This window comes from Neobacillus sp. GCM10027624 (assembly GCF_042675345.1).
Lineage (GTDB): Bacteria > Bacillota > Bacilli > Bacillales > Cytobacillaceae > Neobacillus > Neobacillus cucumis_D.
This window is the reverse complement of sequence record NZ_JBHTHD010000003.1, coordinates 700,927-721,209: the sequence shown is the minus strand read 5'-3', so window position 1 is coordinate 721,209 and position 20,283 is coordinate 700,927. Positions and strand designations below refer to the sequence as shown.

Here is a 20,283-nt window from a genome sequence, read left to right as displayed (position 1 = left end):
CATTTTTAATTAAATTCCGTATATCGTGATCTTTATCAACTATAAGAATTGATTTCCCCCCGATTTTTCATCGTAACACTACTTTTAATCAATACTGTTAATTAATTCGGTCATCATTTCCTGATCCATCGGACCGATAATTTTCTTTCTAATGATACCTTTTGTATCAATGATATAACTCGTTGGAATCGTGAAAGTCTGATAGGTTTCCCCGATTTTCCCTTTAACATCAAGTAATACTGGAAAAGTTAAACCGTAATCCTTTACAAACTTACTAATATTACTTGAATTTCTTTCTGCTGTAGTCAAATTCACAGCTAAAATTTCTACATTTTTTCCTTTTTGAGCATGATAAAATTCTTGCATATGGGGCATTTCCGCTTTACATGGCGGGCACCAAGTTGCCCAAAAATTTAAAATTACTTTCTTTCCTTTCAAATCTGAAAGTTTTACCACTTTCCCTGTTAAGCTCTTTAATTGAAAATCAACTGCGCTGTCCCTTTCTTGTATACCCGCATTTACTGTTTTGCTGCTAACAGCTTGAGCCTCCTGTTTATTTTGGTTTGGTTCATTAGATGAAAAGAAATGATTGTAAATTCCCCAACCGAATAAACACATTAAACCGATTACTACAAGTATTTTTTTCACTAATTCCACTCCTTTAAGTTGCAAAAGCAGATTAAATAGCACTTATCTTTATTATTATTGACGGTTCAAGAAGTAACAGACAGACTTTCCAAATTATAAATCCTAAAAATAGACTATTGATAGTAAATCGAAGACTTTTTTATTCATCTCGCTATTTTGTGATTTCATCAACCTAAATTTTATAATGATTACTCCAATTAGTATGACCAGTCCTAGTAATAACCATTTAAGCAAAATAGCAAAAGAACCAATTGGGATCACTTGGCATGAGGAGCCTTCTCTGACCGTCCACCAACCGCTCGCGCCAGGAGCGGAGATCAACATCCACGTTTAACAGTGCCAATAAAAAAAGAAAAAAGCTGCCTAATGTAAAGCAGCTTTTTTAAAACAATTTTCCTACTATTTAAATTGGAAATAAATCAGATGATAAGTAACGTTCACCTGTGTCCGGTGCCAATCCTAAGACATTTGCATCAGAAGGAAGTTTCTTGGCAATTTCTAAAGCATAATAGATAGAAGCTGCTCCTGAGGCGCCTACTAAAATTCCTTCCTCGGCAGCCAAACGGCGTGCAATGTTCTGGGCATCCTGATCCTCAATTAATAAAATTTTATCATAAATAGATTGATTTAAAATTTTCGGTATAAAGCCTGGGCCCGTCCCAGGGATTTTATGCGGGCCAGGTCGTCCTCCGGATAAAACGGGCGACCCAGCAGGTTCAACCACGTAAATCTTTAGATTTGGTATTTTTTCTTTTAGCACTTCACCCGTGCCAGTAACAGTACCGCCTGTGCCAGCCGTACAAATAAAAGCATCTAATTTCCCCTTAAATGCCTCGTAGATTTCAATCGCTGTTGTATCCCGATGAGCATCTGAATTGGCACTGTTTTCAAATTGCATCGGAATAAAATAATCAGGAATCTCTTCCGCAATCCGGTAAGCTTCTTCAATCGCTCCACGCATGCCATGTTCAGATGAAGTTAAATGCACTTCTGCACCATAAGCTTTTAGAATTTTAATTCTCTCTTCTGTTGCATTATTCGGCATAGTAATGATACAACGGTACTTCCTGGCGGCACAAACCATCGCTAAACCAATTCCGGTATTTCCCGATGTTGGCTCAATAATAACGGTTTTACCAGGAATAATTTTCCCCTCTTCTTCGGCTACCTTTATCATATTAAAAGCAGCACGGTCTTTTACACTACCTCCGGGATTAAAGGATTCCAATTTAATGTAAACAGAAGCACCGTTTGGGTCCGCCAAATTATTTAACTTTACGATTGGGGTATGACCAATCAGCTCTAAAATAGAATTATGTAGTTTCATAATAGCACTCCGTTTCATTCAGTATATTTCTATTGGAATTATAAGCTTTTGCTCTCCATATTTCAAATAACGAAGTTTTAGAAAAGAAGAATCAGCTCCGCCTTTCTTTTAAATTATTACTATTCCATTAAAATAAACCTATTTCTTTCATTCACATTAAAATGTAAGGGTTACATCTGCATCTTTAGCATAGTCTATAACTTTTCTTATAAAATGGTCATCCAAGTTTTCACTGCTGTTACTAAGATTAAAATCCCCATAATAATTTGCAAAACTTTTGTATTCACACGTTTCCCAACATTCGCTCCTATTGGCGAAGCAATTAAACTGGCTGCAACCATAATGAGTGAAGGCAGGATTTCCACTTGTCCAGTAGAAATTTTTCCGGAAACAGCACCTATTGATGAAATAAATGTAATGGCTAAGGAAGAGGCAATCGTCATTCGAGTTGGGATTTTTAAAACTACCAGCATAATGGGTACTAACAAGAATGCACCTCCAGCTCCCACAACACCTGCGCCAATTCCTACGATGAAGGCAAAAAGGGCTGCAAGCCATTTGTTAAATTTGACATCTTCTAAAGGGATGTTATCAATTCCTCTTTTTGGAACGAACATCATCATAACAGCAATTAATGCTAAAATTCCATACACGATATTAATTCCACTTTCCGGCAAATGAGTAGATCCGAATCCCCCGATAAAACTGCCAATCAGGATACTAACTCCCATATAGGTAATGAGCGTTTTATTTAGAAATCCACCTTTACGGTAAGCCAAAACACCGAAAATAGTTGCAAAAAAAACCTGGATAGCTGTAATACCTGAAACTTCATGTGCTGTAAAATGCCCTACCCCAATTGCTACTGGAATATATAACAACATTGGGTAGTTAATGATCGCTCCACCTATTCCTAACATCCCTGAAATAAAGGAGCCTACTATTCCAATTAGGAAGATTGTAATGATTAAGCTAATCGCCATGTTGCCCTCCTTTTAATGGTACTTCCCACATTTCTGCTCCCTTAATTTTAACAGGTGTTTGTTAAGAATTTAAAAAAATAAAATTTCAGGGACTCAAATACCCACACAGGTATTAAACATCCGATAAAAAAGAGACAATTTACAAGCTCAACAATATACCCGTATAGGTATATTGTCAACTTCAATTTTTTATTCACAAATCCTTCTTACCATCCATACTATAAAAAAGAGCAATATCTATTGTAAAATTGCGATAATATTGTATAATTCATAGTATAGACATAGGAATTAACGGATTAGGAGGTTGAGTATGGGGTTTTTTAAAAATCTATTTATTGATCGTTGCCCTAAGTGCAATAAAATATTAGAAACTCATCAATCAAAAACTTTAAAAGGGATTGTCATTAAATCCTGTCCCGATCAACATTATCAAAAAGAATTTCATCCAGCTTTTGAAACCTATATTGAAAGCCATAAGGTTTCTTAACACAACAACCCAGCAGATATGTGCAGGGTTGTTTTCATTTCTAATCTACCCTTCTTTTTTCAAAGGTACTGATAAACAAGCCTGGGACTACTTCAATGTCCTGAACCAACTGATAACCATTTTTTAAGTAAAGGTTTTTAGCTGGTGTATTATCTCTGCCAGTTGATACTTTAAAAATCGGAATTTCTTTTTTGTCTTTCTCCAGATAGGATAATAAATTTTGGGCAATCCCCTTTCGAAAATACATGGGATGAACAATCATTCTGCAAATCGTGAATTCATCCCCTTTGAGTTCGTATGATAGTGCTCCTGCTAGCTCCTCTCCTTCAAAATAACCTAAAAAAGTTTCATTTGATTCCAATAATTCCTCAAAAGTCTCCTTTAGTGGAGGTATTTCGTAGAAATTGATTAACTCAGCCTCAATTAGATAGGAGGCTCTTTGGAGTTGAAATAATTCTTTTACAAGATTCATATCAAGAAAATTAATTTTTTTAATCATAAGTGAAAATTCTCCTTAAAAAATTTCTCATTTTTACCTTTTATACAACCTTACATTAAAAACAGGTCAAGCATCCACTCATTACTCCAGCTATAAACATACACTATTTGAAAGTAACAAAGGAGGAGAATAAATTTGGAAAAAGAAAACTCTCGAACTGTTCCTGGTTCTGCCTATTACCACGGGCATGGAGGATATTATCCTGGTACAGGCTACCATCACGGTCACGGTGGTTATTATCCTGGGCATGGTTACCATCATGGACATGGCGGTTATTATCCTGGGTATGGATATCATCACGGGCATGGTGGTTATTATCCTGGTTATGGGTATCATCACGGACATACTGGTTACTATCCTGGATATGGGGTCCATCATGGTCATGGTACCTACAAGCCTGGCAACCGTGAAAAATGATTATGAGCAGCAAAACACAGGTAGTCTTTTGGGAACTACCTGTGTTTATTAAATTAAAAAACTTTTATTGGACAAACTTATTGTATAATAATAACAAATCATGGAATATGTTCAAAATCATATAAATGTAAAACTAGTACTATCAGGAATTCTAAAACGGAGGTTTTTAAATGAATTTACAAGATTTATTCAAGTTAGACTTTGCCTATTTGGAGACCTTTACTACCCGTACGGATACCAATTGGGGAGCTTTATTTTGTAATGAAAATCAACCTGTTTATTATGATGCAAATCATGCTCATATTGATCAAGTTTGCGAAAAGCCAAAATTAATTATTGATGAAGTAATCAGTTTCTATCAATCTAGAAATATTATTCCGAGGTTCTATATTTATAATATAGAGGCCCAACAAAATTTAATATCCCAATTAAAACTAAATCATTTTGGCTTTGAGGAATTATGCAGTCCTGTACAATTGTGGGATCATATGATTGTGGAAAAAGAACCTAACGAGAATGTAACGATTGAATTGGTAACAAATGATAATTTTGCAGAAGCACTACATATAGAATGCAGTATTAAGGAATTGGGTGGCAAAGCGGTTAGAGAAAAAGCGTTTGAGGTTGAATTTAATCATCCTAATTTTGAACATTATTTACTCCGTTATAATGGGTCGGCTTGCTCAACTGCTTGTATTTTTGCAAGTGGAAATCAGGCCCGTATGGAAAGTGTTGCTACATTAGAAGAATTTCGGGGTAAAGGATTAATTGGTGAACTTATTAACTATATTCAGCTAGAGGTCGCTAAAAAGGGACTAGAAAACCTTTGGGTGTTTCCCATCAATGAAAAGGTGGAGAAAGTGTATCAAAAGTATGGCTTTCAAACGGTTACGAAAATGAAAACTGGACATGCATTTTTGGGTGGAAAGAGTATTGCGGAATTAAGAGAGTGATAGGAACCGATGAAGGACATTTTCCCCGTGGATGCGTTTTGGCCATCATCAACTTTCTAAACAGAAAAATGCTTGGATCAAAAAGCAATCCAAGCATTTTAACACCGCATTATTTCGGATAAAGAATCTCATCAATAATCCCATATTCTTTTGCCTCGTCTGCGCTCATGAAAAAATCGCGGTCCGTATCCCTTGCTACTTTCTCAACCGGCTGACCGGTACAATCCGAAATAATTTTATTCACATGCTCCCTTAATTTCAAGATGCGGCGTGCGGAAATCTCGATTTCGGTTGCCTGCCCCCGGGCTCCCCCCAAAGGTTGATGAATCATGATCTCGCTGTTTGGAAGTGCATACCTTTTTCCTTTTGTTCCCGCGAGCAGCAGCATCGCTCCAAACGACGCCGCCATTCCTGTGCAAATCGTCCGAATATCCGGTTTAATATATTGCATTGTATCAAAGATCGCAAATCCAGCTGAAGTCGAACCGCCGGGACTGTTGATATAAAGAGAAATTTCTTTATCAGGAGCATCAGCTGCTAAAAATAATAATTGTGCTACTACACTGTTAGCAACTTGATCATTAATCTCATCACCGATGATGATAATCCGATCCTTTAGCAAGCGTGAATAAATATCATAGGACCGTTCCCCACGGTTGGATTGTTCTATTACATATGGAATCGTACTCATATAAACTCCTCCTTAAAAGCGTTATTGGCTAAGCAGCCATACAGAGAGTGCTTAAAGGAGAGTGAGTTTGTTTTAAAGGTAAAGAAACAAGTTTAGGCGAATCAACAACACTTTTTATTTGAGGAACCGTTTCAATTAGAACGGTTGGATCTTGAAGCTTCAAAGCTTCATAAAAAAGCTCTGAAAGCACCTCTCGCTCCTCTTCATTCCAATATTTTTCTGCTGTTCCCTCTTCTTTCGCTTTTTCTAAGCGCTGCTTCGACCGATGAAGATTCGCTTTCACAGCCATTTCGGTAGTATTTAAAAGCTCAGCAATTTCCTTGAGCTGATATTGAAAACCTTCCTTAAGCAAAAAAATGACTGCCTGCTTCGGAGTAAACTGCCTTAGCATGATGTCGACAGTAGCCATAATATTGTCTAACTGACTTCTGGTCTCTTCGTTATTAAGCTCGACTTCTGCCTCAATCGATTCATTTTTCCTTTTACGAATCTGGTCAATCCAATGATTGTAAGCCATTTTATTTAATAAAGCAGAAGACATTTTTTCATCAAGGGTGTAATGCTTTAATGCCTTCAAAATGGTCTCTTGGGCAATATCGTCACCATCCCATTGATTTTGGGCAAGAAAGTGGCAATACCGCTGAAGTTTTGGATAATATTCAAGCCATATAGACTCTTCCTCATTTTCTGCTGGACACGAATTTAAACGGTTTAACATTGTGTTCACTCCTTTAGCACTCTCTATCCTTTAAACGTTTCAAGGGAGCTAAAAAGATACGGGGTAAGTAATTTATTTTATGTATTAATCCACCAATTTTGATTTTATTTTTATAATTCAATCTGTTTAATAATTTTTGCAGGATTGCCGCCAACGACAACATTGTCAGGGATGTTTTTTGTGACAACCGAACCGGACGCGATTACCACGTTATTGCCAATGGTTACACCAGGATTAATCACAGATTTTCCTCCAACCCAGACATTATCACCAATCGTGACTGGTTTTCCGTATTCGTTCACCGAAGTTCTCTCTATCGGATGGATTGGATGTGTGGCCGTGTAAATATGAACACCCGGAGCAATGAAGCAGTTAACACCGATTCGAATTTCACATACATCTAAAAATACACAATCGAAATTTGCATAAAAGTTTTCTCCTACATGGAGGTTAGAACCATAATCACATCTTAAATTCGGCTCAACAAATATATTTTCACCTGTGGAACCAAAGAGTTCTTTTAATATGTCAGTTCTTTTTCCTGCCTCCGTCTCAAGTGATTGATTAAATAAACGGATTAGTCTTCGTGCATTTTCGCGATCCTTTACTAATACCGGGTCGGCCGGGTTATACAGTTCTCCATCTAGCATCTTTTCTTTTTCTGTTTTCATCCAAATTCTCCTTAAACGGAATTTTTATTTATTGTAATATTCCGTCAGCATACAGTCCAATGAAAAGACAAAAAAAGAGTTGCGAAATATTCACAACTCAATTCTTCGATACTGGTCAGCGATAAAGGTCCAATCCCCAATAAACATGGTCCAAAGGTTTGGGCGGCGTCTTACTGCTAATGGATGGTACCCTACCGCTGTTTGAAATCCTTGAACTTGATGCATCTTGCCCCGTAAGCTTTTTACATCTACTTCAGGATCTTGAAAAAAAGATTGAACTGCAACATTTCCTAAACACACAATAAAAGCAGGATGTTTTACTTGAAGCTGCTCTTTTAAGTGGCCCATACAGATTTCGCGAGTTCGTTCTTTATCGTAAGCACGTACGGGTTTTCTTTTTAAAATATAGGAAATGTACAAATCATCCTTGTCCAAGCCGACCTGATGGACTGCCTCTTGTAAAGCTTGCCGTGTCCCGCAAACAAAGGGGGCTCCTTCTCGGTCCTCACGTGCTCCCGGGTTATCAAGAATCACCATAATCGGGGCCTTAGGATTCCCTTCCCCCCAGACCATCCGCGAGCCATGCTGTATAAGGCCGCATTTTCCGCAATCCTTTAGCTGTTCAGGAGTTGGTTCTTCGGGCCAGAGTGATGGACAGAAATTTGTCATAGGGTTCCCTCCATAATATGTAATACATATTAGTGTCCCATTTTCATTATGGTTCAAAACCTTTCTGACTGATTAAAATCTGATCTTCAGAAAAAAATGACTTTAACCTTTCATAGACCAACCGATATGCTGCTGGCCCGTACCATTCTGTTAAATCCAAATTCTCATATATCTGTTGAATCCCCAGCCGCTTCGTCCGTTTACCGCCGCTGCCGTCTCCCATAAAAAAATCATCGATACAAACCCGATTGACTAATGATTTTAATTTTTCTGGAAACCATTCACTGCTTGGTAAAACCGGTGCAATCGTTGCCTGTGTTGGAATCCCTGCATTTTTTAGTTGCGCGAGCGTTTTTAATCTTGCACTGATCGGCGGAGCATGAGGTGTAAAATGTTTGCGAATCTCTTCTAAATCCGTTTCAATCGTCATACTGACCCGTACTCTGTCTTCTAATTGAAGTAGAAGGTCTATATCTCTGCAAACAAGCGGACTCCTTGTTTGCACCAGTAAAAAATCAGGCGGTTCAAAGGCCAGGACTTCCAGCAAGGATCTCGTTATTTTTTCCTTATACTCAATCGGCTGATAGGGGTCAGTGGCCGAGGACATGAAGATCGTAACCCTTCCTTTACCCTTTTCTCTTCTTAGTTCTTTAAGAAGTAAATCGGCAGCACCCTGCTTGATATCCACCCATGTACCCCACTCTTTTTTTCGAAAAAGCGAAACCGGCATTTGCCGGACATAGCAATAGGAACATGCAAAGGAACAGCCTGTATATGGATTCAGGGAATGCGTATATCCACTAAGATACCCCGTCCCCTTGTTTAACAGCGTTTTCGGATTTTTATAAGAAAGCTCACTTTGCGTCATGAAAAATAATCCCCAGTGTAAATCTAGTTCCCGAAGTAATGGTACTGACTCCGTGCTTTAAGGTTGTTCGATAGTATCCCTTTGTTCCAATTACAGGTCGGTTGTTTGTTGGAAAAATTAATCCCGCACCTTGTTCTAAGGTTATAACATGGCCTCGGCTTTGTGCTCTTGGGCGCTGTTCCACTAAGAGGAACTCCCCTCCAGTATAATCTACCTCTTTTTGATTCAAGGCAAATACGACTTGAAAAGGGAAAAAGACATCACCGTATAAATCCTGATGAAGACAGTTGTATCCACCAGATTCATATTTTAAAATTAATGGGGTGGAACGAAGCTGTCCCTGTTTGTGACATTGTTCAAGAAAGTTATCCAGGGACGGAGGATAATTAACATCACGCCTTAGCTGAGCATTCCAGCGGTTTGATGTTTTTGCAAGCTCCGGATAAATTCCTTCACGAAGCTGTTGAAGCGGGGCAGGCAGCGGAGATTGATAATATTTATACTCACCGACACCAAAACGGTATCTAGCCATATTAATTGTGCTTCGAAAGTAGCTTTCTTGATCATAGGTATTCATTATTTCATTACATTCTTCTTTTTCTAAAATAACGGGAAGTGGTGTGTAGCCCTGCTCATCTAAAGTTGATTGAATCTTTCCCCAATCTAATTCCAAAATGCGTTCTTTGATACTTTTAGTCATTTTTTCCTCCTGCCTTCCCGTTCAATCGTAAGCAGATGTTTTTTCATTTCCAATCCACCACGATACCCGGTAAGTGAACCATTTTTTCCAATGACCCTATGGCATGGAACGGTAATTAGCACCGGATTAGCGCCAATAGCGGTACCTACAGCTCGGACGGCACTCGGTTTTTGGATATGATTTGCAATTTCTGAATAGGTCCTGGTTTCTCCAAATGGTATTTCACATAGGGCATTCCAGATAGAGACCTGAAATGGTGTTCCATGAAAATCCATTGGTACAGTAAATTTTGTGCGGTTACCTTGTAAATACTCTGTTATTTCCTTTACATAAGGCTGTAATTTTTTATCATTCTGAACCAATGGGCTGCCTGGAAAACGTTTTTCCGCCCATATTGAAAGTTCTTCAAATGGATGATTTTGCGAACCAACAAAACACAGCCCTTTTGGGGTTGCAGCAATATAAAGGGTCCAATCATCATGTTTCATTAATGTCCAGTAGATTGTTGGTTTAGTCATTGGGCTCACTTTTTGACACCTCCTTATTCCAATGTTGCTGCCGATATTCAGTAGGGGTTAGTCCGGTTTTCTTTTTAAACAACGTAATAAAATACGGTATATTAGGCAATCCAACTAATAAGGCAATTTCACCAATCGTTTTATTGGATTGGCTTAGATAGTTTCTCGCATTCCTTATCCTTGTTTCCTGAATATATTCTATGGGCGTCACTCCTGTTAATCTCTTAAAAGTCCGATGCAAATGGTAGGGGCTGCCATGACAAGCATCAGCTAATATTTTTAGTGTTAGTTTTTCAGAATAGCTTTCTTCAATATATTGAGTGATCTGGGTAATCCATTCATGGTTAGGTAGCCGTTCACCCGTTGGTTTACAGCGTTTGCACGGACGGAAATGAGCGGTCAGGGCCTCTTCCGCATGTTTAAAAATAAGAACATTTTCCTTTTTTGGAGGTCTTGATTTGCAGGATGGCTTGCAAAATATACCCGTACTTTTCACGGCATAGAAAAATTGATGATTGTAATTGGCATCATTGAGTAGAATCGCCTGCCATTTTTCTTCAGTCAGTTCTTCGGTACCTTTCCCTATTTTCATTTCCATCACCTCTGAAAATAGTATACCTTCACTGAAAGACATATTTACAGAATTTTAAATGGAATAGCAAGATATTGAAATCATTTTCATGTTAAAAATAGATTAGGGATTTTTTAAAAATTGGAGGTTTTACTTTGATTAATTGGAAAGACCATGAGCATGAACTAACCTTGTTTACTCCAAAGGAATTTAATTTTAAAGAAAATCTAAATTACTTAACGAGATCCTCGATTGAATGTATGTATGTGATAAAGGACGAAAGGATCTATAAGGCTGTATCTGTTGGAAAGGAGATTCCCATTATTGAAATACATGCGGATGCAGAAGATAACTTAGTTATCCGTTTTTTAGGAAATTCAGCCCCTCCAAGTAAATTGACCCGAACGGCTGTGGCCCACTATGTGTGGGAGTGGTTTGATTTAGAGAGAGATTTGGTACCGTTTTATAAGATGGCAAAAAAAGATTCCTTGTTAAAAGAGACAGCCGATTCGTTTTATGGATTACGGATTATGGGGATTCCTGATCTTTTTGAAGCGCTTTGCTGGGGCATCCTTGGCCAGCAAATTAATTTGACTTTTGCTTATACTTTAAAAAGGCGACTTGTTGAAAAATTTGGGAGGTGTGTGGAATTTGAAGGTGAATCTTATTGGCTTTTCCCTACACCTTCTGTCATTGCTCATTTAAGTGTAGAAGAGTTACTCGAGTTACGGATGACTGTAAAGAAATGCGAGTATTTGATTGATGTAGCTAATTTAATGGTCGAGGGAAAATTAACAAAAGAAATTTTATTAAATACTGGAAATTTAAAAGGTGCGGAAAAAATGTTAGTTAGCATACGCGGAATTGGACCATGGACGGCCAATTATGTCCTGATGCGCTGTTTACGGTTTCCTGAGGCTTTTCCGATTGATGATGTTGGTCTGCATAATGCGATTAAACATTTATTATGTACAGATAAAAAACCAACAAAAAATGAAATTTCACATTTAGCTGCGAACTGGACCGGCTGGGAGGCCTATGCAACTTTCTATTTGTGGAGGATTCTATATTAAGGATAGGTTCACAAAAGGAGGAATCTAGTTGAAAATTAGACTTTCAGACTTTAGCGAAAACTGGGCAGAAATGTTTCAATCGGAGGCTCAATTACTAAAAACTATTTTTTCGGATCAGATCATTAAATTTGAGCATTTTGGGAGCACCTCCGTGCAAGGCATGAAGGCAAAACCTGTGATCGATATGATGTGTATTGTAAAAGACATTGAAAAAATAGATTTATTCAACAATAAAATGGATTCTTTAGGCTACGATGTTGCTGGGGAATGGGGAATTTCAGGGAGAAGATTATTTCGAAAAGGCGGGGACAACAGGACGCATCATATCCACTTTTACCAATCCGATAACCCTCAAATTGAACGCCATTTAATTTTTCGCGATTACCTACGATCTCATCCTGAAGAAGCAGCTAGGTACAGTCGTTTCAAAGAAGAGGTGGCCCAACGTTGCGAGCATACCAGAGAATATAGCGCGGCCAAAAGAGGATTCGTGAAAGAAATGGAACAGCAAGCACTCAGGTGGTATTCGGAAAAATCGCATTACGATTAAACCTAACCATCAACACAAAAATTGCATAATAGACTCAAAGCCATTTTTGTGTTGTGCTTTTTTTATAATAAATTTAAAACAAAGATTAACACTCCCGAAACAATGATGAACCCGGCAAGTAAATAACCAATCCATTTAATACCCTTTGGAAGAGTTTTTGCTTTTAAATGATTCCGTTTAAAAACTCCGCCCGCTGTAATTCGTTGCAAATCTTCAATTGGCGTATAAATTTTCTCTTTTTCAACATCATGGAATTCCTCAGTCGATTGCGTTTCGTGAATTTTTTTCACGACCAACACGCTCCTTTGAATCTTTATAGAATTATATTCTCTAAAAGGATTACAATCTCCTTTCACATGGAAATTATAGGAAAGAGTATTTCATTATGGTATGTATTGTGCCCTCAACTTTTTCAATAAACAACTACACTCCCTTTTTATAATAGTACTAAAATGGTATATTCTAACTATAAATAATATTCAGATAATATAATTTAGCCAAACTATATCGAAAGTGGGTAAGCTATGAGATATGATGTAATTGTAGTAGGTGCCGGTCTCGCTGGTTTAGTTACAACAACTGAACTTGCATCTGCTGGTAAAAAAGTACTCTTATTAGACCAAGAACCAGAAGCATCCCTTGGAGGTCAGGCATGGTGGTCGTTTGGCGGGTTATTTCTAGTTGATTCACCCGAACAACGGAGAATGGGAATCAAGGATTCCCGCGAGCTTGCCTGGCAGGATTGGTTAGGAGCAGCTGGATTTGACCGGTTGGAGGATGAAGATTATTGGGGGATGAAATGGGCGGAAGCTTATGTTGACTTTGCAGCAGGAGAAAAACGGCAATGGCTATACGATATGGGAGTCCGATTTTTCCCAGTAGTTGGCTGGGCGGAACGAGGAGGATATCTTGCCGAGGGACATGGAAACTCCGTACCGCGGTTCCATATTGTCTGGGGAACGGGCCCAGGGTTAGTAAAACCTTTTGAAGAACGAGTTCGGAAAGCGATGAAGGCTGGACTTGTCGACTACCGTCCGCGACACCGCGTTAATGAATTAATCACCGTAAATGGTATAGTGAATGGAGTTCGTGGTGATACCCTTGTTCCTAGCTCTGTCGCCCGTGGTGAAGCAAGCTCTCGTGAGGTTGTTGGAAATTTTGAGTTTCAATCACAAGCAGTAGTCGTAACGAGCGGCGGTATTGGCGGCAACCATGAGCTGATTCGCAAAAATTGGCCGTCCCGGCTTGGAAATGCACCAAAAAGCATGATTTCCGGTGTTCCGGAGCATGTGGACGGCAGAATGCTTGCTATCACAGAAAATGCTGGCGGAAGAATTGTCAATCGAGATCGGATGTGGCATTATACGGAAGGCATTAAAAACTGGAATTCAGTTTGGCCGATGCATGGAATTCGGATTCTACCCGGCCCTTCCTCCATTTGGCTTGATGCAACCGGCAGGCGTTTTCCGGCACCAAACTTCCCTGGATTCGACACATTAGGAACACTGGAAGCCATTATGAAAACAGGATATGATTACTCGTGGTTTATTTTGACTCAGAAAATCATTGAAAAAGAGTTTGCACTATCTGGCTCTGAACAAAATCCCGATTTGACTGAAAAGAGTATCAAAAAAGTTTTATCCCGTGTCCTTCCAGGCCCTACTCCACCGGTCAAAGCGTTCATGGATAAGGGTGAAGATTTTGTAGTGTCAAATACATTGCCTGAACTAGTTTCCGGAATGAACAAACTTACGGGAACGAATTTGCTTAAATATGAAGAAATTGAAAGGCAGATTCTAGCCAGAGACCGTGAAATGGATAATACATTTACAAAGGATTTGCAAATAACAGCCTTACGCGGTGCTCGGAATTATCTTGGCGATAAGCTAATACGAGTTGCATCCCCTCACAAAATCCTTGACCCGAAAATGGGACCGTTAATTGCCGTTCGTCTTAATATCCTTAGCCGAAAAACACTTGGCGGCTTGCAGACGGATTTATCGGGTCGTGTTCTTACTGCTTCGGGTATTCCTGTCCCAGGACTTTATGCAGCAGGAGAGGTTTCGGGGTTTGGCGGCGGAGGAATTCATGGGTATCGTTCGTTGGAAGGAACTTTTGTCGGTGGATGTCTTTTTACAGGTAGGCAGGCGGGGCGTGCCTTAGCAAAAGAATTAAAATAGAAAAAAAGCAGCTGAATTCACACTTGAACCCAGCTGCTTTTTTTCTATTCATTTTCTTCTAATTAGTAAACACAAACTCCGTCCTGCTTCCCGTTTGTCCGGCAATAACTTCTAGTCTGGCATCAATCCGTTCTTTAAGCTCAGGGACATGGGAGATGATTCCAACCAAACGGCCGCTGCTTTGGATATCGATCAACGCTTCAATTGCCTGATCGAGCGATTCAGGGTCGAGAGTTCCGAACCCTTCATCAATAAACATCGTTTCCAATGAAACCCCGCCAGCGTAGTTTTGAACGACATCTGCGAGTCCCAATGCTAATGAAAGTGCGGCCTTAAAGCTTTCCCCACCAGATAATGTTTTTACATGACGCTCCTGGCCAGTATATTGGTCAAAGACTAGAAGCTCTAATCCACTTTGAACATTCCCTTTTGAACGGTCCGTTTTCCGACTCAGATGGAACCGTCCTGATGTCATCCTACGTAATCGAACATTCGCCTCTCTCAAAATATCATCTAAGAAGGCGGCAAGCACGAAGCGTTCAAAGGTAATCCTGAAAGTATTTTTCCCGCTAGAGATATCGGCAAGATGGCCAATCAGCTTATGCCTATCTTCAAGTACCTTCATTTGTTCATTCAAACTGACAATACGTTGATATATTTCTTCGTTATCACGCTTTTTCATAATAAAATCAGTACGCTCACGATTCAATTGGTCTACCTTATTGACTAATTTTTCCAGGTCCTCTCGTATAGCAGTAACATCAGGTGTTTTAACATCCTTCAATAACTCCTGTAACTGTTCAAATTGGTCGGTAACGGATCTTACATCCTCGCGGTACCGGCGGATTTCCATTTCAATAGCTTGGATTTCACCATCTGATAGTTTCGCTGCACTATAATCTCCCCATTTTTCAAAACCTTGCATTGATAACTGATTTAAGAATGCTGCACGTTCTGTATCAAGTTCAGCCGCTTTTGCAGTGAGAATTTTTTCAGCATCTACTAATCTTGCAGATTCAGCGGAATGACGTTCCTTTACTGCTTGTAATTGTTGTTTAGCAGCCTCGAACTGTTGAAGTAATGACTCAAGAAGTTTCTTGGTCCCTGTAAGTGCCTTTTCATACTCAGCTTCCGTTCGAAGGTTTTCTGGAATACTTTTCATCATTCGTGTCATATCAGTATTCTTTGCTGTAAAACAAACCCTTAGATCCATAACCTCATTGGCAAGTTGTTGAAGAGCATTCTGGAACGCCGTTTTTCCCGTTTCCGCTTTCTCCAAATTCTCTTGCACCTGTCCAAGAAGTTTTATTTGTTCACCAAGGTTTCTTTGAACCCGATCCAAGCTGTCTTTTTCAAATGTAACCTCCGATTTCACAACATTTAAATCATTCTCTGTAAAATCGGCCCGGTAAAAGTGAATATCCTTGAGAATTTCATCCAATGCTTCCCGTTGTCTTTTTTCTTCTGAAAGGCGTTCGTAGTAACTGGATTCATCCTTTGATTTTTCCTTTTCTAATAGAGTTACCTGATCCTTAGCTGCCTTTAAATCTTGTTCATTAGGAATAGAATCTTCATGAAAAGGTGCAGGGGATGGATGATGTTCGGAACCACAAACTGGACAGGCTTCTCCCTCATGAAGCTTTGCTGCCAAAAGTGCAGCTTGACCATGAATCCATTTATTCTCTATGCTTTCAAGATGAGTCTTTGCATCTAAATATCGAGCAGATGTGTTTTCATAGCGCCCCTTTACAACCTTCAAATTATTTTCGGCTTTTTGATGTAATACAAGTGTTGTTTCATATTTCATGAGGCGTTCAATTTCTGACTGAAGCCGATCCAGTTGACCTTTATTTTCGGCAAAGGAAATTTGACCCTTTTCAATTTCCGCTTTTTGCAGAGAAAGAGACTTGAACTGTTCTTCTAGTTGCGCTAATTTCTTTTCTGTTTTTTGCTGCTCTTCCAGCTTCAGTTTCAGCTGGTTTTCAACTTGTCTTTTCTCTTTATCGAGTGTTGCAAAGGAATAAACATCCTCTTTCATGTGAACAAGGCGATTGATTTCTTCCTGGGCAGCCTGACGCTCCCCTTCCCGTTCGAGTTCTGCCTGAACCTTGAGTTCACTTTGTTGGATAAGGGCAGATAATTTTTCAATTTCGGTTTGAATCGCTGTAACCGAATCTTTCGCTTCATCCATCTGCCGTTTTAAACGATGACAAAGCTCCTCCTGTTTTGCTAAAAGTGCAGCCTTCCGCGCTTTTTCAACTTGTTTTTCTTTGCCTGTAAAAATATCTCCTTTTGCTTCCAGTTCGTTTTTTCGAATACGCAGCTGCTCCTTAGTTTCAAGCTGTTTCAGAATCGCTTCTGCCTCAAATAGCTGTGCCTTCCGCCCGTCTTGTTCCTTTGTTTTTTCCTTCACTGCTTGTTCCAATTTTTCAAGTTCTTCCGCCATTCCGGCAATTTCCTTCAATAATAACGGCAAGATGATCGTGTCATTCTCACTTCCCGTTTCCACGTATTCCCGTAGCTCCTCATTGGTTACAGCTTGGATTCGGTGAATTGCTTCATTTCTCGCTTTGATCTGATCTTCAACGGATTTTTTCAGCTCAACCGCTTCATTCTTAAGTTTTTCCTCGACCAATTTATAGACCTGTGTATGGAAAAGCCGCTGCAAAATGACTTCTTTATCTTTACTATCAGAAGTTAACAGTTTTCGGAATTCTCCTTGAGGAATCATCAAAATCTGGCGAAATTGATTGCTGTCAATCAGCATGATTTCTTTAATTTTTTCCTCCACATCACTGACTTTAGACGCAATCAGCTTTTTCTCACCGGTTTCATCTACCATGAATAACTCCGCTTTTGCACCTATTTGCGTATAGCCATCGCCTTTTTCTTTCTTTTTTAATTGCTGCGGCAAGCGTGTAATCGAATACCGTTTATTTCGAAGGGAAAAATCAAGTGAAACCTCGGTCAATAAATCATCCGGTGCAAACTGACTGCGAAGTTCCGGTCCATTGCGGTCTTCACCGCTTGCTTTTCCATAGATTGCATAACTGATAGCATCAAAAATGGTTGTTTTACCCGAACCGGTTTTTCCTGAAATGACAAACATCGTTCGGTTGCCAAGCTCCGTAAAGTCAATCGACTCAGAACCCGCATATGGCCCAAATGCCTGCATCGTTAGTTTTATTGGCTTCATTTCGCTCCCTCCTCTTTTAAAACTTTTTCAATCACTTCAGCCATAACCGACTTTTTGTCCTTTGTAAATTCGGCTGAAGTCATTTCGTTATAAAATTGCTCGAATAATTCAATCTCTGATTTCTTATCCCCTTGCACTGCATTGTAGGATTGTTTTTTCTTCATATCCGTTAAATCGATTTTCCGTTCAAGATGCAGCACATTTGGGTATACTTGGCGCAATTTATTAATCGGGTCAAGTAATGCCCCTTCATCCAATAACGATATTTTCAAATAATCATGGACACGTTGTTTTTCGTAAAATGAAGGGTCTAATAATTCTTCCAGGTGTCCTTCAAGTTCCCTCATATCATGTGTAGGGGTTAACGAACGATAACGATGTGTAAACTGACCTTTGTCATCCATTTCAATAATGGAAATAGATTTATTTTGTTTCGCTTCAGAAAAAGAATATTTTAGGAGTGAGCCTGAGTATTTCACCTTATGATGGTTAATCGCATCAGGACTATGAAGATGTCCAAGTGCGGTATATGAAAAGGGTTCAAATAGTTCCGCACCGACACAACCGGAACCGCCAACAGATAAAACTCGTTCAGAATCCGATGTCTTCCCGCCCAACACAAAGGCATGTCCGACCAAAACATTCGGTTCGTTTGGATTTAACGTTTCCTCCATTTTCCCGATGAGTGCCTTCATGGCATCATGGTGGGAATGGATTGAATCATCCTCCAAAAGCTGACGGACGACACCAGGTTCTGCATAGGGTACAAGATAAAAATTAACACCATTCACTTGGACTGGTGTAAACGTATTGGTTAGTTTCCCAGTTAAATAAAATTGACTATGCTTGTACCATGAACTTCCAAATGAGAGCCGCTCTGCACTGTCATGGTTTCCTGCAATTGAGACAATCGGCGTTTTTAGTTCGACATTGATTTTAAAAAGGATTTCATCTAATAATTCGACGGCATCTGTTGGCGGGACGGACCGGTCATATAAATCCCCGGCAATTACGACGGCATCCGGCTGTTCTTCTGCAACAACTTGCACAAACTGTTCAAGAATTTCGCGCTGATTCTCGGTCATATAGACTCCATGTACCAATTTCCCTAAATGCCAGTCGGCAGTATGGATAAACTTCATTCTTTTCACCCCGTTAGCTAGATTTCAATACTACTATTATAGCAAAATACCATATGTAATAGTTTGGGAAATCTAAGAAGGAAATGAAGGATTTGTGGATGCTTGTTATGGTGGATGAGTTGGAGTGGAAAGTATTTTGACTGAAGTGGAAAGTATTTTGACTAAACTGGAAAGTAAATTTACCAAAGTGGAAAATAAATCAAAGATTATTAAAAAATGGGCATCTTAACCATACGAATCATTCAATAATTAGTATAAGATATGATAATTTAAGTGATTTAAGATAACCATTACGCTCTATTGAGGCGTGATTGTATTAATTGGAAAGTATTTTAGCTAAACTGGAAAATAAAATGTATTAAGTAGAAAGTATTTTGACCAAACTGGAAAGTAAACCACCCAAACTGGAAAGTATTTCAATAATACTCAAAGCATTCACCAAATATAAAAAACAGCCCGATAAATCTATCGGACTGTTGGAATTGGTTTCGTTAAATTACTTTTTAGTTACGTTAGCAGCTTGTGGTCCACGAGCTCCTTCAACTACTTCGAAAGAAACTTCTTGACCTTCTTCTAAAGTTTTGAAACCTTCAGATTGGATTGCAGAATAGTGAACGAATACGTCGTTTCCGTCTTCAGCTTCGATGAATCCGAAACCTTTTTCAGAGTTAAACCATTTTACTTTACCGTTTTTCATGTAAAAAAATCCTCCTATTGGCCTCCATAGAAACCATGTGTAAAATTCACCAAATTACAACGTGATAGCTTTACTTTCACTTTCTTATCCAAACTTCGGTTAAAACTTTGAACAAGCTTTTGCATAAATCTAATCTCGTGCAACGGCTGATTAAAATTTAACATTTATTAGGCATATTGTCAAGAAAGGAACAGTTGACACAAATCTACAATATCCTACACCTGTCGCAATCAATCGTATCTATGCCATTGTTTATTACCTCATTAAACCTTCTAAAAGGACAGGGTCATGAAAATAAAAAAGAAGGAAATTGTCGAATAATATTTGGGGCTATATATAGAAAAACACCGAAGAACTTAATTCTTCGGCGTGAGCGTCAACTCTTCTTCTCCATCTTTAAATTTATCTAATATAGAGATGGTATCAACAAGGTGGTTATTAAAGATTTGACGAGCTACAGCTAATAATTCAATAATCATAGGATCCTTTAAGGTATAAATCACTTTATTTCCTTCTTTTGTCCCTGTGACAATATTTTTTGCCCTTAAAACCTGCAACTGCTGGGAAACAGCGGACCCTTCACTGCCAACCAGGGTTTGAATTTCATTGACATTTTTATCCCCTTCAGCTAACAGTTCTAAAATGCGGATTCGTAATGGATGGGCAAGTGCCTTGAAAAACTCCGCTTTAAATTGCTGTATTTCTAAATTCAAATTTTCCACTCC

The 20,283-nt window shown here is 38.9% G+C and carries 23 protein-coding genes; 6 read left to right on the top strand and 17 right to left on the bottom strand.

All coding sequences use genetic code 11. The features are described from left to right. Positions 1-84: 84 nt before the first annotated feature. From ACFQZ9_RS08510 to ACFQZ9_RS08500, 3 genes are all read right to left on the bottom strand, one after another. Positions 85-648 carry a TlpA disulfide reductase family protein gene (locus tag ACFQZ9_RS08510; protein WP_498943268.1) on the bottom strand — a complete coding sequence of 188 codons (564 nt, stop codon included), beginning with the start codon at positions 646-648 and terminating at the stop codon, positions 85-87. Positions 649-1,051: 403 nt separating this feature from the next. Then, complete coding sequence (gene cysK, locus ACFQZ9_RS08505; RefSeq protein WP_198309785.1) at positions 1,052-1,975, bottom strand: cysteine synthase A; 924 nt, start codon at positions 1,973-1,975, stop codon at positions 1,052-1,054. Positions 1,976-2,181: 206 nt separating this feature from the next. Beyond that, the gene (locus ACFQZ9_RS08500) at positions 2,182-2,958 is read right to left on the bottom strand and encodes a sulfite exporter TauE/SafE family protein (protein ID WP_498943266.1); all 777 of its coding nucleotides are present in this window, start codon (positions 2,956-2,958) and stop codon (positions 2,182-2,184) included. A 310-nt stretch (positions 2,959-3,268) separates the two neighbouring features. Between ACFQZ9_RS08500 and ACFQZ9_RS08495 the strand changes: the two genes are divergently transcribed. Further along, the gene (locus ACFQZ9_RS08495; protein WP_197031431.1) at positions 3,269-3,445 is read left to right on the top strand and encodes a hypothetical protein; all 177 of its coding nucleotides are present in this window, start codon (positions 3,269-3,271) and stop codon (positions 3,443-3,445) included. A 40-nt stretch (positions 3,446-3,485) separates the two neighbouring features. Here ACFQZ9_RS08495 and ACFQZ9_RS08490 read toward each other — a convergent pair whose 3' ends face one another. Further along, a complete protein-coding gene (locus ACFQZ9_RS08490; RefSeq protein WP_198309783.1) occupies positions 3,486-3,944 on the bottom strand; it encodes a GNAT family N-acetyltransferase in 459 nt (152 codons plus the stop codon). A 135-nt stretch (positions 3,945-4,079) separates the two neighbouring features. On the opposite strand from ACFQZ9_RS08490, the gene ACFQZ9_RS08485 reads away from it, so the two are divergent. Continuing rightward, complete coding sequence (locus ACFQZ9_RS08485) at positions 4,080-4,361, top strand: hypothetical protein (protein ID WP_498943263.1); 282 nt, start codon at positions 4,080-4,082, stop codon at positions 4,359-4,361. Between the two features lie 170 nt (positions 4,362-4,531). Beyond that, positions 4,532-5,314: a GNAT family N-acetyltransferase gene (locus tag ACFQZ9_RS08480; protein ID WP_498943261.1), complete on the top strand. Its 783-nt coding sequence runs from the start codon at positions 4,532-4,534 to the stop codon at positions 5,312-5,314. A 109-nt stretch (positions 5,315-5,423) separates the two neighbouring features. Here the strand turns inward: ACFQZ9_RS08480 and clpP are convergent, their stop codons facing one another. From clpP to ACFQZ9_RS08440, 8 genes are all read right to left on the bottom strand, one after another. Then, positions 5,424-6,005 (bottom strand): ATP-dependent Clp endopeptidase proteolytic subunit ClpP, encoded by a 582-nt coding sequence (gene clpP / locus ACFQZ9_RS08475; RefSeq protein WP_198309780.1) that lies wholly within the window; start codon positions 6,003-6,005, stop codon positions 5,424-5,426. A gap of 28 nt (positions 6,006-6,033) precedes the next feature. Further along, positions 6,034-6,723 carry a sigma-70 family RNA polymerase sigma factor gene (locus tag ACFQZ9_RS08470; protein WP_498943259.1) on the bottom strand — a complete coding sequence of 230 codons (690 nt, stop codon included), beginning with the start codon at positions 6,721-6,723 and terminating at the stop codon, positions 6,034-6,036. Between the two features lie 110 nt (positions 6,724-6,833). Continuing rightward, positions 6,834-7,394 carry a sugar O-acetyltransferase gene (locus ACFQZ9_RS08465; protein WP_498943257.1) on the bottom strand — a complete coding sequence of 187 codons (561 nt, stop codon included), beginning with the start codon at positions 7,392-7,394 and terminating at the stop codon, positions 6,834-6,836. Between the two features lie 90 nt (positions 7,395-7,484). After that, positions 7,485-8,063 (bottom strand): uracil-DNA glycosylase, encoded by a 579-nt coding sequence (locus ACFQZ9_RS08460; protein ID WP_498943255.1) that lies wholly within the window; start codon positions 8,061-8,063, stop codon positions 7,485-7,487. A gap of 46 nt (positions 8,064-8,109) precedes the next feature. After that, positions 8,110-8,931, bottom strand: coding sequence for an SPL family radical SAM protein (locus ACFQZ9_RS08455; RefSeq protein ID WP_198309776.1), 822 nt, complete (start codon positions 8,929-8,931; stop codon positions 8,110-8,112). Next, positions 8,918-9,631 carry a 2OG-Fe(II) oxygenase gene (locus tag ACFQZ9_RS08450; protein ID WP_498943253.1) on the bottom strand — a complete coding sequence of 238 codons (714 nt, stop codon included), beginning with the start codon at positions 9,629-9,631 and terminating at the stop codon, positions 8,918-8,920. Before ACFQZ9_RS08450 ends, ACFQZ9_RS08455 begins: the two co-directional genes overlap by 14 nt. Continuing rightward, positions 9,628-10,149, bottom strand: a complete 522-nt coding sequence (locus tag ACFQZ9_RS08445) for a methylated-DNA--[protein]-cysteine S-methyltransferase (protein WP_498943609.1) — start codon at positions 10,147-10,149, stop codon at positions 9,628-9,630. Before ACFQZ9_RS08445 ends, ACFQZ9_RS08450 begins: the two co-directional genes overlap by 4 nt. Further along, positions 10,142-10,747: a bifunctional transcriptional activator/DNA repair enzyme AdaA gene (locus ACFQZ9_RS08440; protein ID WP_498943251.1), complete on the bottom strand. Its 606-nt coding sequence runs from the start codon at positions 10,745-10,747 to the stop codon at positions 10,142-10,144. The genes ACFQZ9_RS08445 and ACFQZ9_RS08440 overlap by 8 nt, the downstream gene beginning before the upstream one ends. Positions 10,748-10,875: 128 nt before the next feature. Between ACFQZ9_RS08440 and ACFQZ9_RS08435 the strand changes: the two genes are divergently transcribed. After that, on the top strand, positions 10,876-11,793 hold the full coding sequence (locus ACFQZ9_RS08435; protein WP_498943249.1) for a DNA-3-methyladenine glycosylase family protein: 918 nt from the start codon (positions 10,876-10,878) through the stop codon (positions 11,791-11,793). Positions 11,794-11,821: 28 nt separating this feature from the next. Further along, complete coding sequence (locus ACFQZ9_RS08430) at positions 11,822-12,343, top strand: GrpB family protein (RefSeq protein WP_498943247.1); 522 nt, start codon at positions 11,822-11,824, stop codon at positions 12,341-12,343. 62 nt (positions 12,344-12,405) lie between these two features. Here ACFQZ9_RS08430 and ACFQZ9_RS08425 read toward each other — a convergent pair whose 3' ends face one another. Then, positions 12,406-12,633: a hypothetical protein gene (locus tag ACFQZ9_RS08425; protein WP_498943245.1), complete on the bottom strand. Its 228-nt coding sequence runs from the start codon at positions 12,631-12,633 to the stop codon at positions 12,406-12,408. A gap of 234 nt (positions 12,634-12,867) precedes the next feature. Between ACFQZ9_RS08425 and ACFQZ9_RS08420 the strand changes: the two genes are divergently transcribed. Then, the gene (locus ACFQZ9_RS08420) at positions 12,868-14,523 is read left to right on the top strand and encodes an FAD-binding dehydrogenase (protein WP_198309770.1); all 1,656 of its coding nucleotides are present in this window, start codon (positions 12,868-12,870) and stop codon (positions 14,521-14,523) included. Positions 14,524-14,581: 58 nt separating this feature from the next. Here the strand turns inward: ACFQZ9_RS08420 and ACFQZ9_RS08415 are convergent, their stop codons facing one another. From ACFQZ9_RS08415 to ACFQZ9_RS08400, 4 genes are all read right to left on the bottom strand, one after another. Further along, positions 14,582-17,719, bottom strand: a complete 3,138-nt coding sequence (locus tag ACFQZ9_RS08415; protein ID WP_498943243.1) for an AAA family ATPase — start codon at positions 17,717-17,719, stop codon at positions 14,582-14,584. Continuing rightward, the gene (locus tag ACFQZ9_RS08410; protein WP_498943241.1) at positions 17,716-18,861 is read right to left on the bottom strand and encodes an exonuclease SbcCD subunit D; all 1,146 of its coding nucleotides are present in this window, start codon (positions 18,859-18,861) and stop codon (positions 17,716-17,718) included. Before ACFQZ9_RS08410 ends, ACFQZ9_RS08415 begins: the two co-directional genes overlap by 4 nt. 496 nt (positions 18,862-19,357) lie before the next feature. Further along, a complete protein-coding gene (locus ACFQZ9_RS08405; protein ID WP_026575162.1) occupies positions 19,358-19,558 on the bottom strand; it encodes a cold-shock protein in 201 nt (66 codons plus the stop codon). A gap of 356 nt (positions 19,559-19,914) precedes the next feature. Next, entirely contained in the window at positions 19,915-20,271 is a 357-nt protein-coding gene (locus tag ACFQZ9_RS08400) for an ArsR/SmtB family transcription factor (RefSeq protein WP_198309767.1), read from the bottom strand. Positions 20,272-20,283 lie beyond the last annotated feature (12 nt).

Excerpts from the sequence above, each read along its gene's own strand:
- cysK (WP_198309785.1), bottom strand. The coding sequence starts at position 1,975 with ATGAAACTACATAATTCTATTTTAGAGCTGATTGGTCATACCCCAATC.
- ACFQZ9_RS08500 (WP_498943266.1), bottom strand. The coding sequence starts at position 2,958 with ATGGCGATTAGCTTAATCATTACAATCTTCCTAATTGGAATAGTAGGC.
- ACFQZ9_RS08495 (WP_197031431.1), top strand. The coding sequence starts at position 3,269 with ATGGGGTTTTTTAAAAATCTATTTATTGATCGTTGCCCTAAGTGCAAT.
- ACFQZ9_RS08490 (WP_198309783.1), bottom strand. The coding sequence starts at position 3,944 with ATGATTAAAAAAATTAATTTTCTTGATATGAATCTTGTAAAAGAATTA.
- ACFQZ9_RS08480 (WP_498943261.1), top strand. The coding sequence starts at position 4,532 with ATGAATTTACAAGATTTATTCAAGTTAGACTTTGCCTATTTGGAGACC.
- clpP (WP_198309780.1), bottom strand. The coding sequence starts at position 6,005 with ATGAGTACGATTCCATATGTAATAGAACAATCCAACCGTGGGGAACGG.
- ACFQZ9_RS08470 (WP_498943259.1), bottom strand. The coding sequence starts at position 6,723 with ATGTTAAACCGTTTAAATTCGTGTCCAGCAGAAAATGAGGAAGAGTCT.
- ACFQZ9_RS08465 (WP_498943257.1), bottom strand. The coding sequence starts at position 7,394 with ATGAAAACAGAAAAAGAAAAGATGCTAGATGGAGAACTGTATAACCCG.
- ACFQZ9_RS08460 (WP_498943255.1), bottom strand. The coding sequence starts at position 8,063 with ATGACAAATTTCTGTCCATCACTCTGGCCCGAAGAACCAACTCCTGAA.
- ACFQZ9_RS08455 (WP_198309776.1), bottom strand. The coding sequence starts at position 8,931 with ATGACGCAAAGTGAGCTTTCTTATAAAAATCCGAAAACGCTGTTAAAC.
- ACFQZ9_RS08450 (WP_498943253.1), bottom strand. The coding sequence starts at position 9,631 with ATGACTAAAAGTATCAAAGAACGCATTTTGGAATTAGATTGGGGAAAG.
- ACFQZ9_RS08445 (WP_498943609.1), bottom strand. The coding sequence starts at position 10,149 with ATGACTAAACCAACAATCTACTGGACATTAATGAAACATGATGATTGG.
- ACFQZ9_RS08440 (WP_498943251.1), bottom strand. The coding sequence starts at position 10,747 with ATGGAAATGAAAATAGGGAAAGGTACCGAAGAACTGACTGAAGAAAAA.
- ACFQZ9_RS08420 (WP_198309770.1), top strand. The coding sequence starts at position 12,868 with ATGAGATATGATGTAATTGTAGTAGGTGCCGGTCTCGCTGGTTTAGTT.
- ACFQZ9_RS08415 (WP_498943243.1), bottom strand. The coding sequence starts at position 17,719 with ATGAAGCCAATAAAACTAACGATGCAGGCATTTGGGCCATATGCGGGT.
- ACFQZ9_RS08410 (WP_498943241.1), bottom strand. The coding sequence starts at position 18,861 with ATGAAGTTTATCCATACTGCCGACTGGCATTTAGGGAAATTGGTACAT.
- ACFQZ9_RS08405 (WP_026575162.1), bottom strand. The coding sequence starts at position 19,558 with ATGAAAAACGGTAAAGTAAAATGGTTTAACTCTGAAAAAGGTTTCGGA.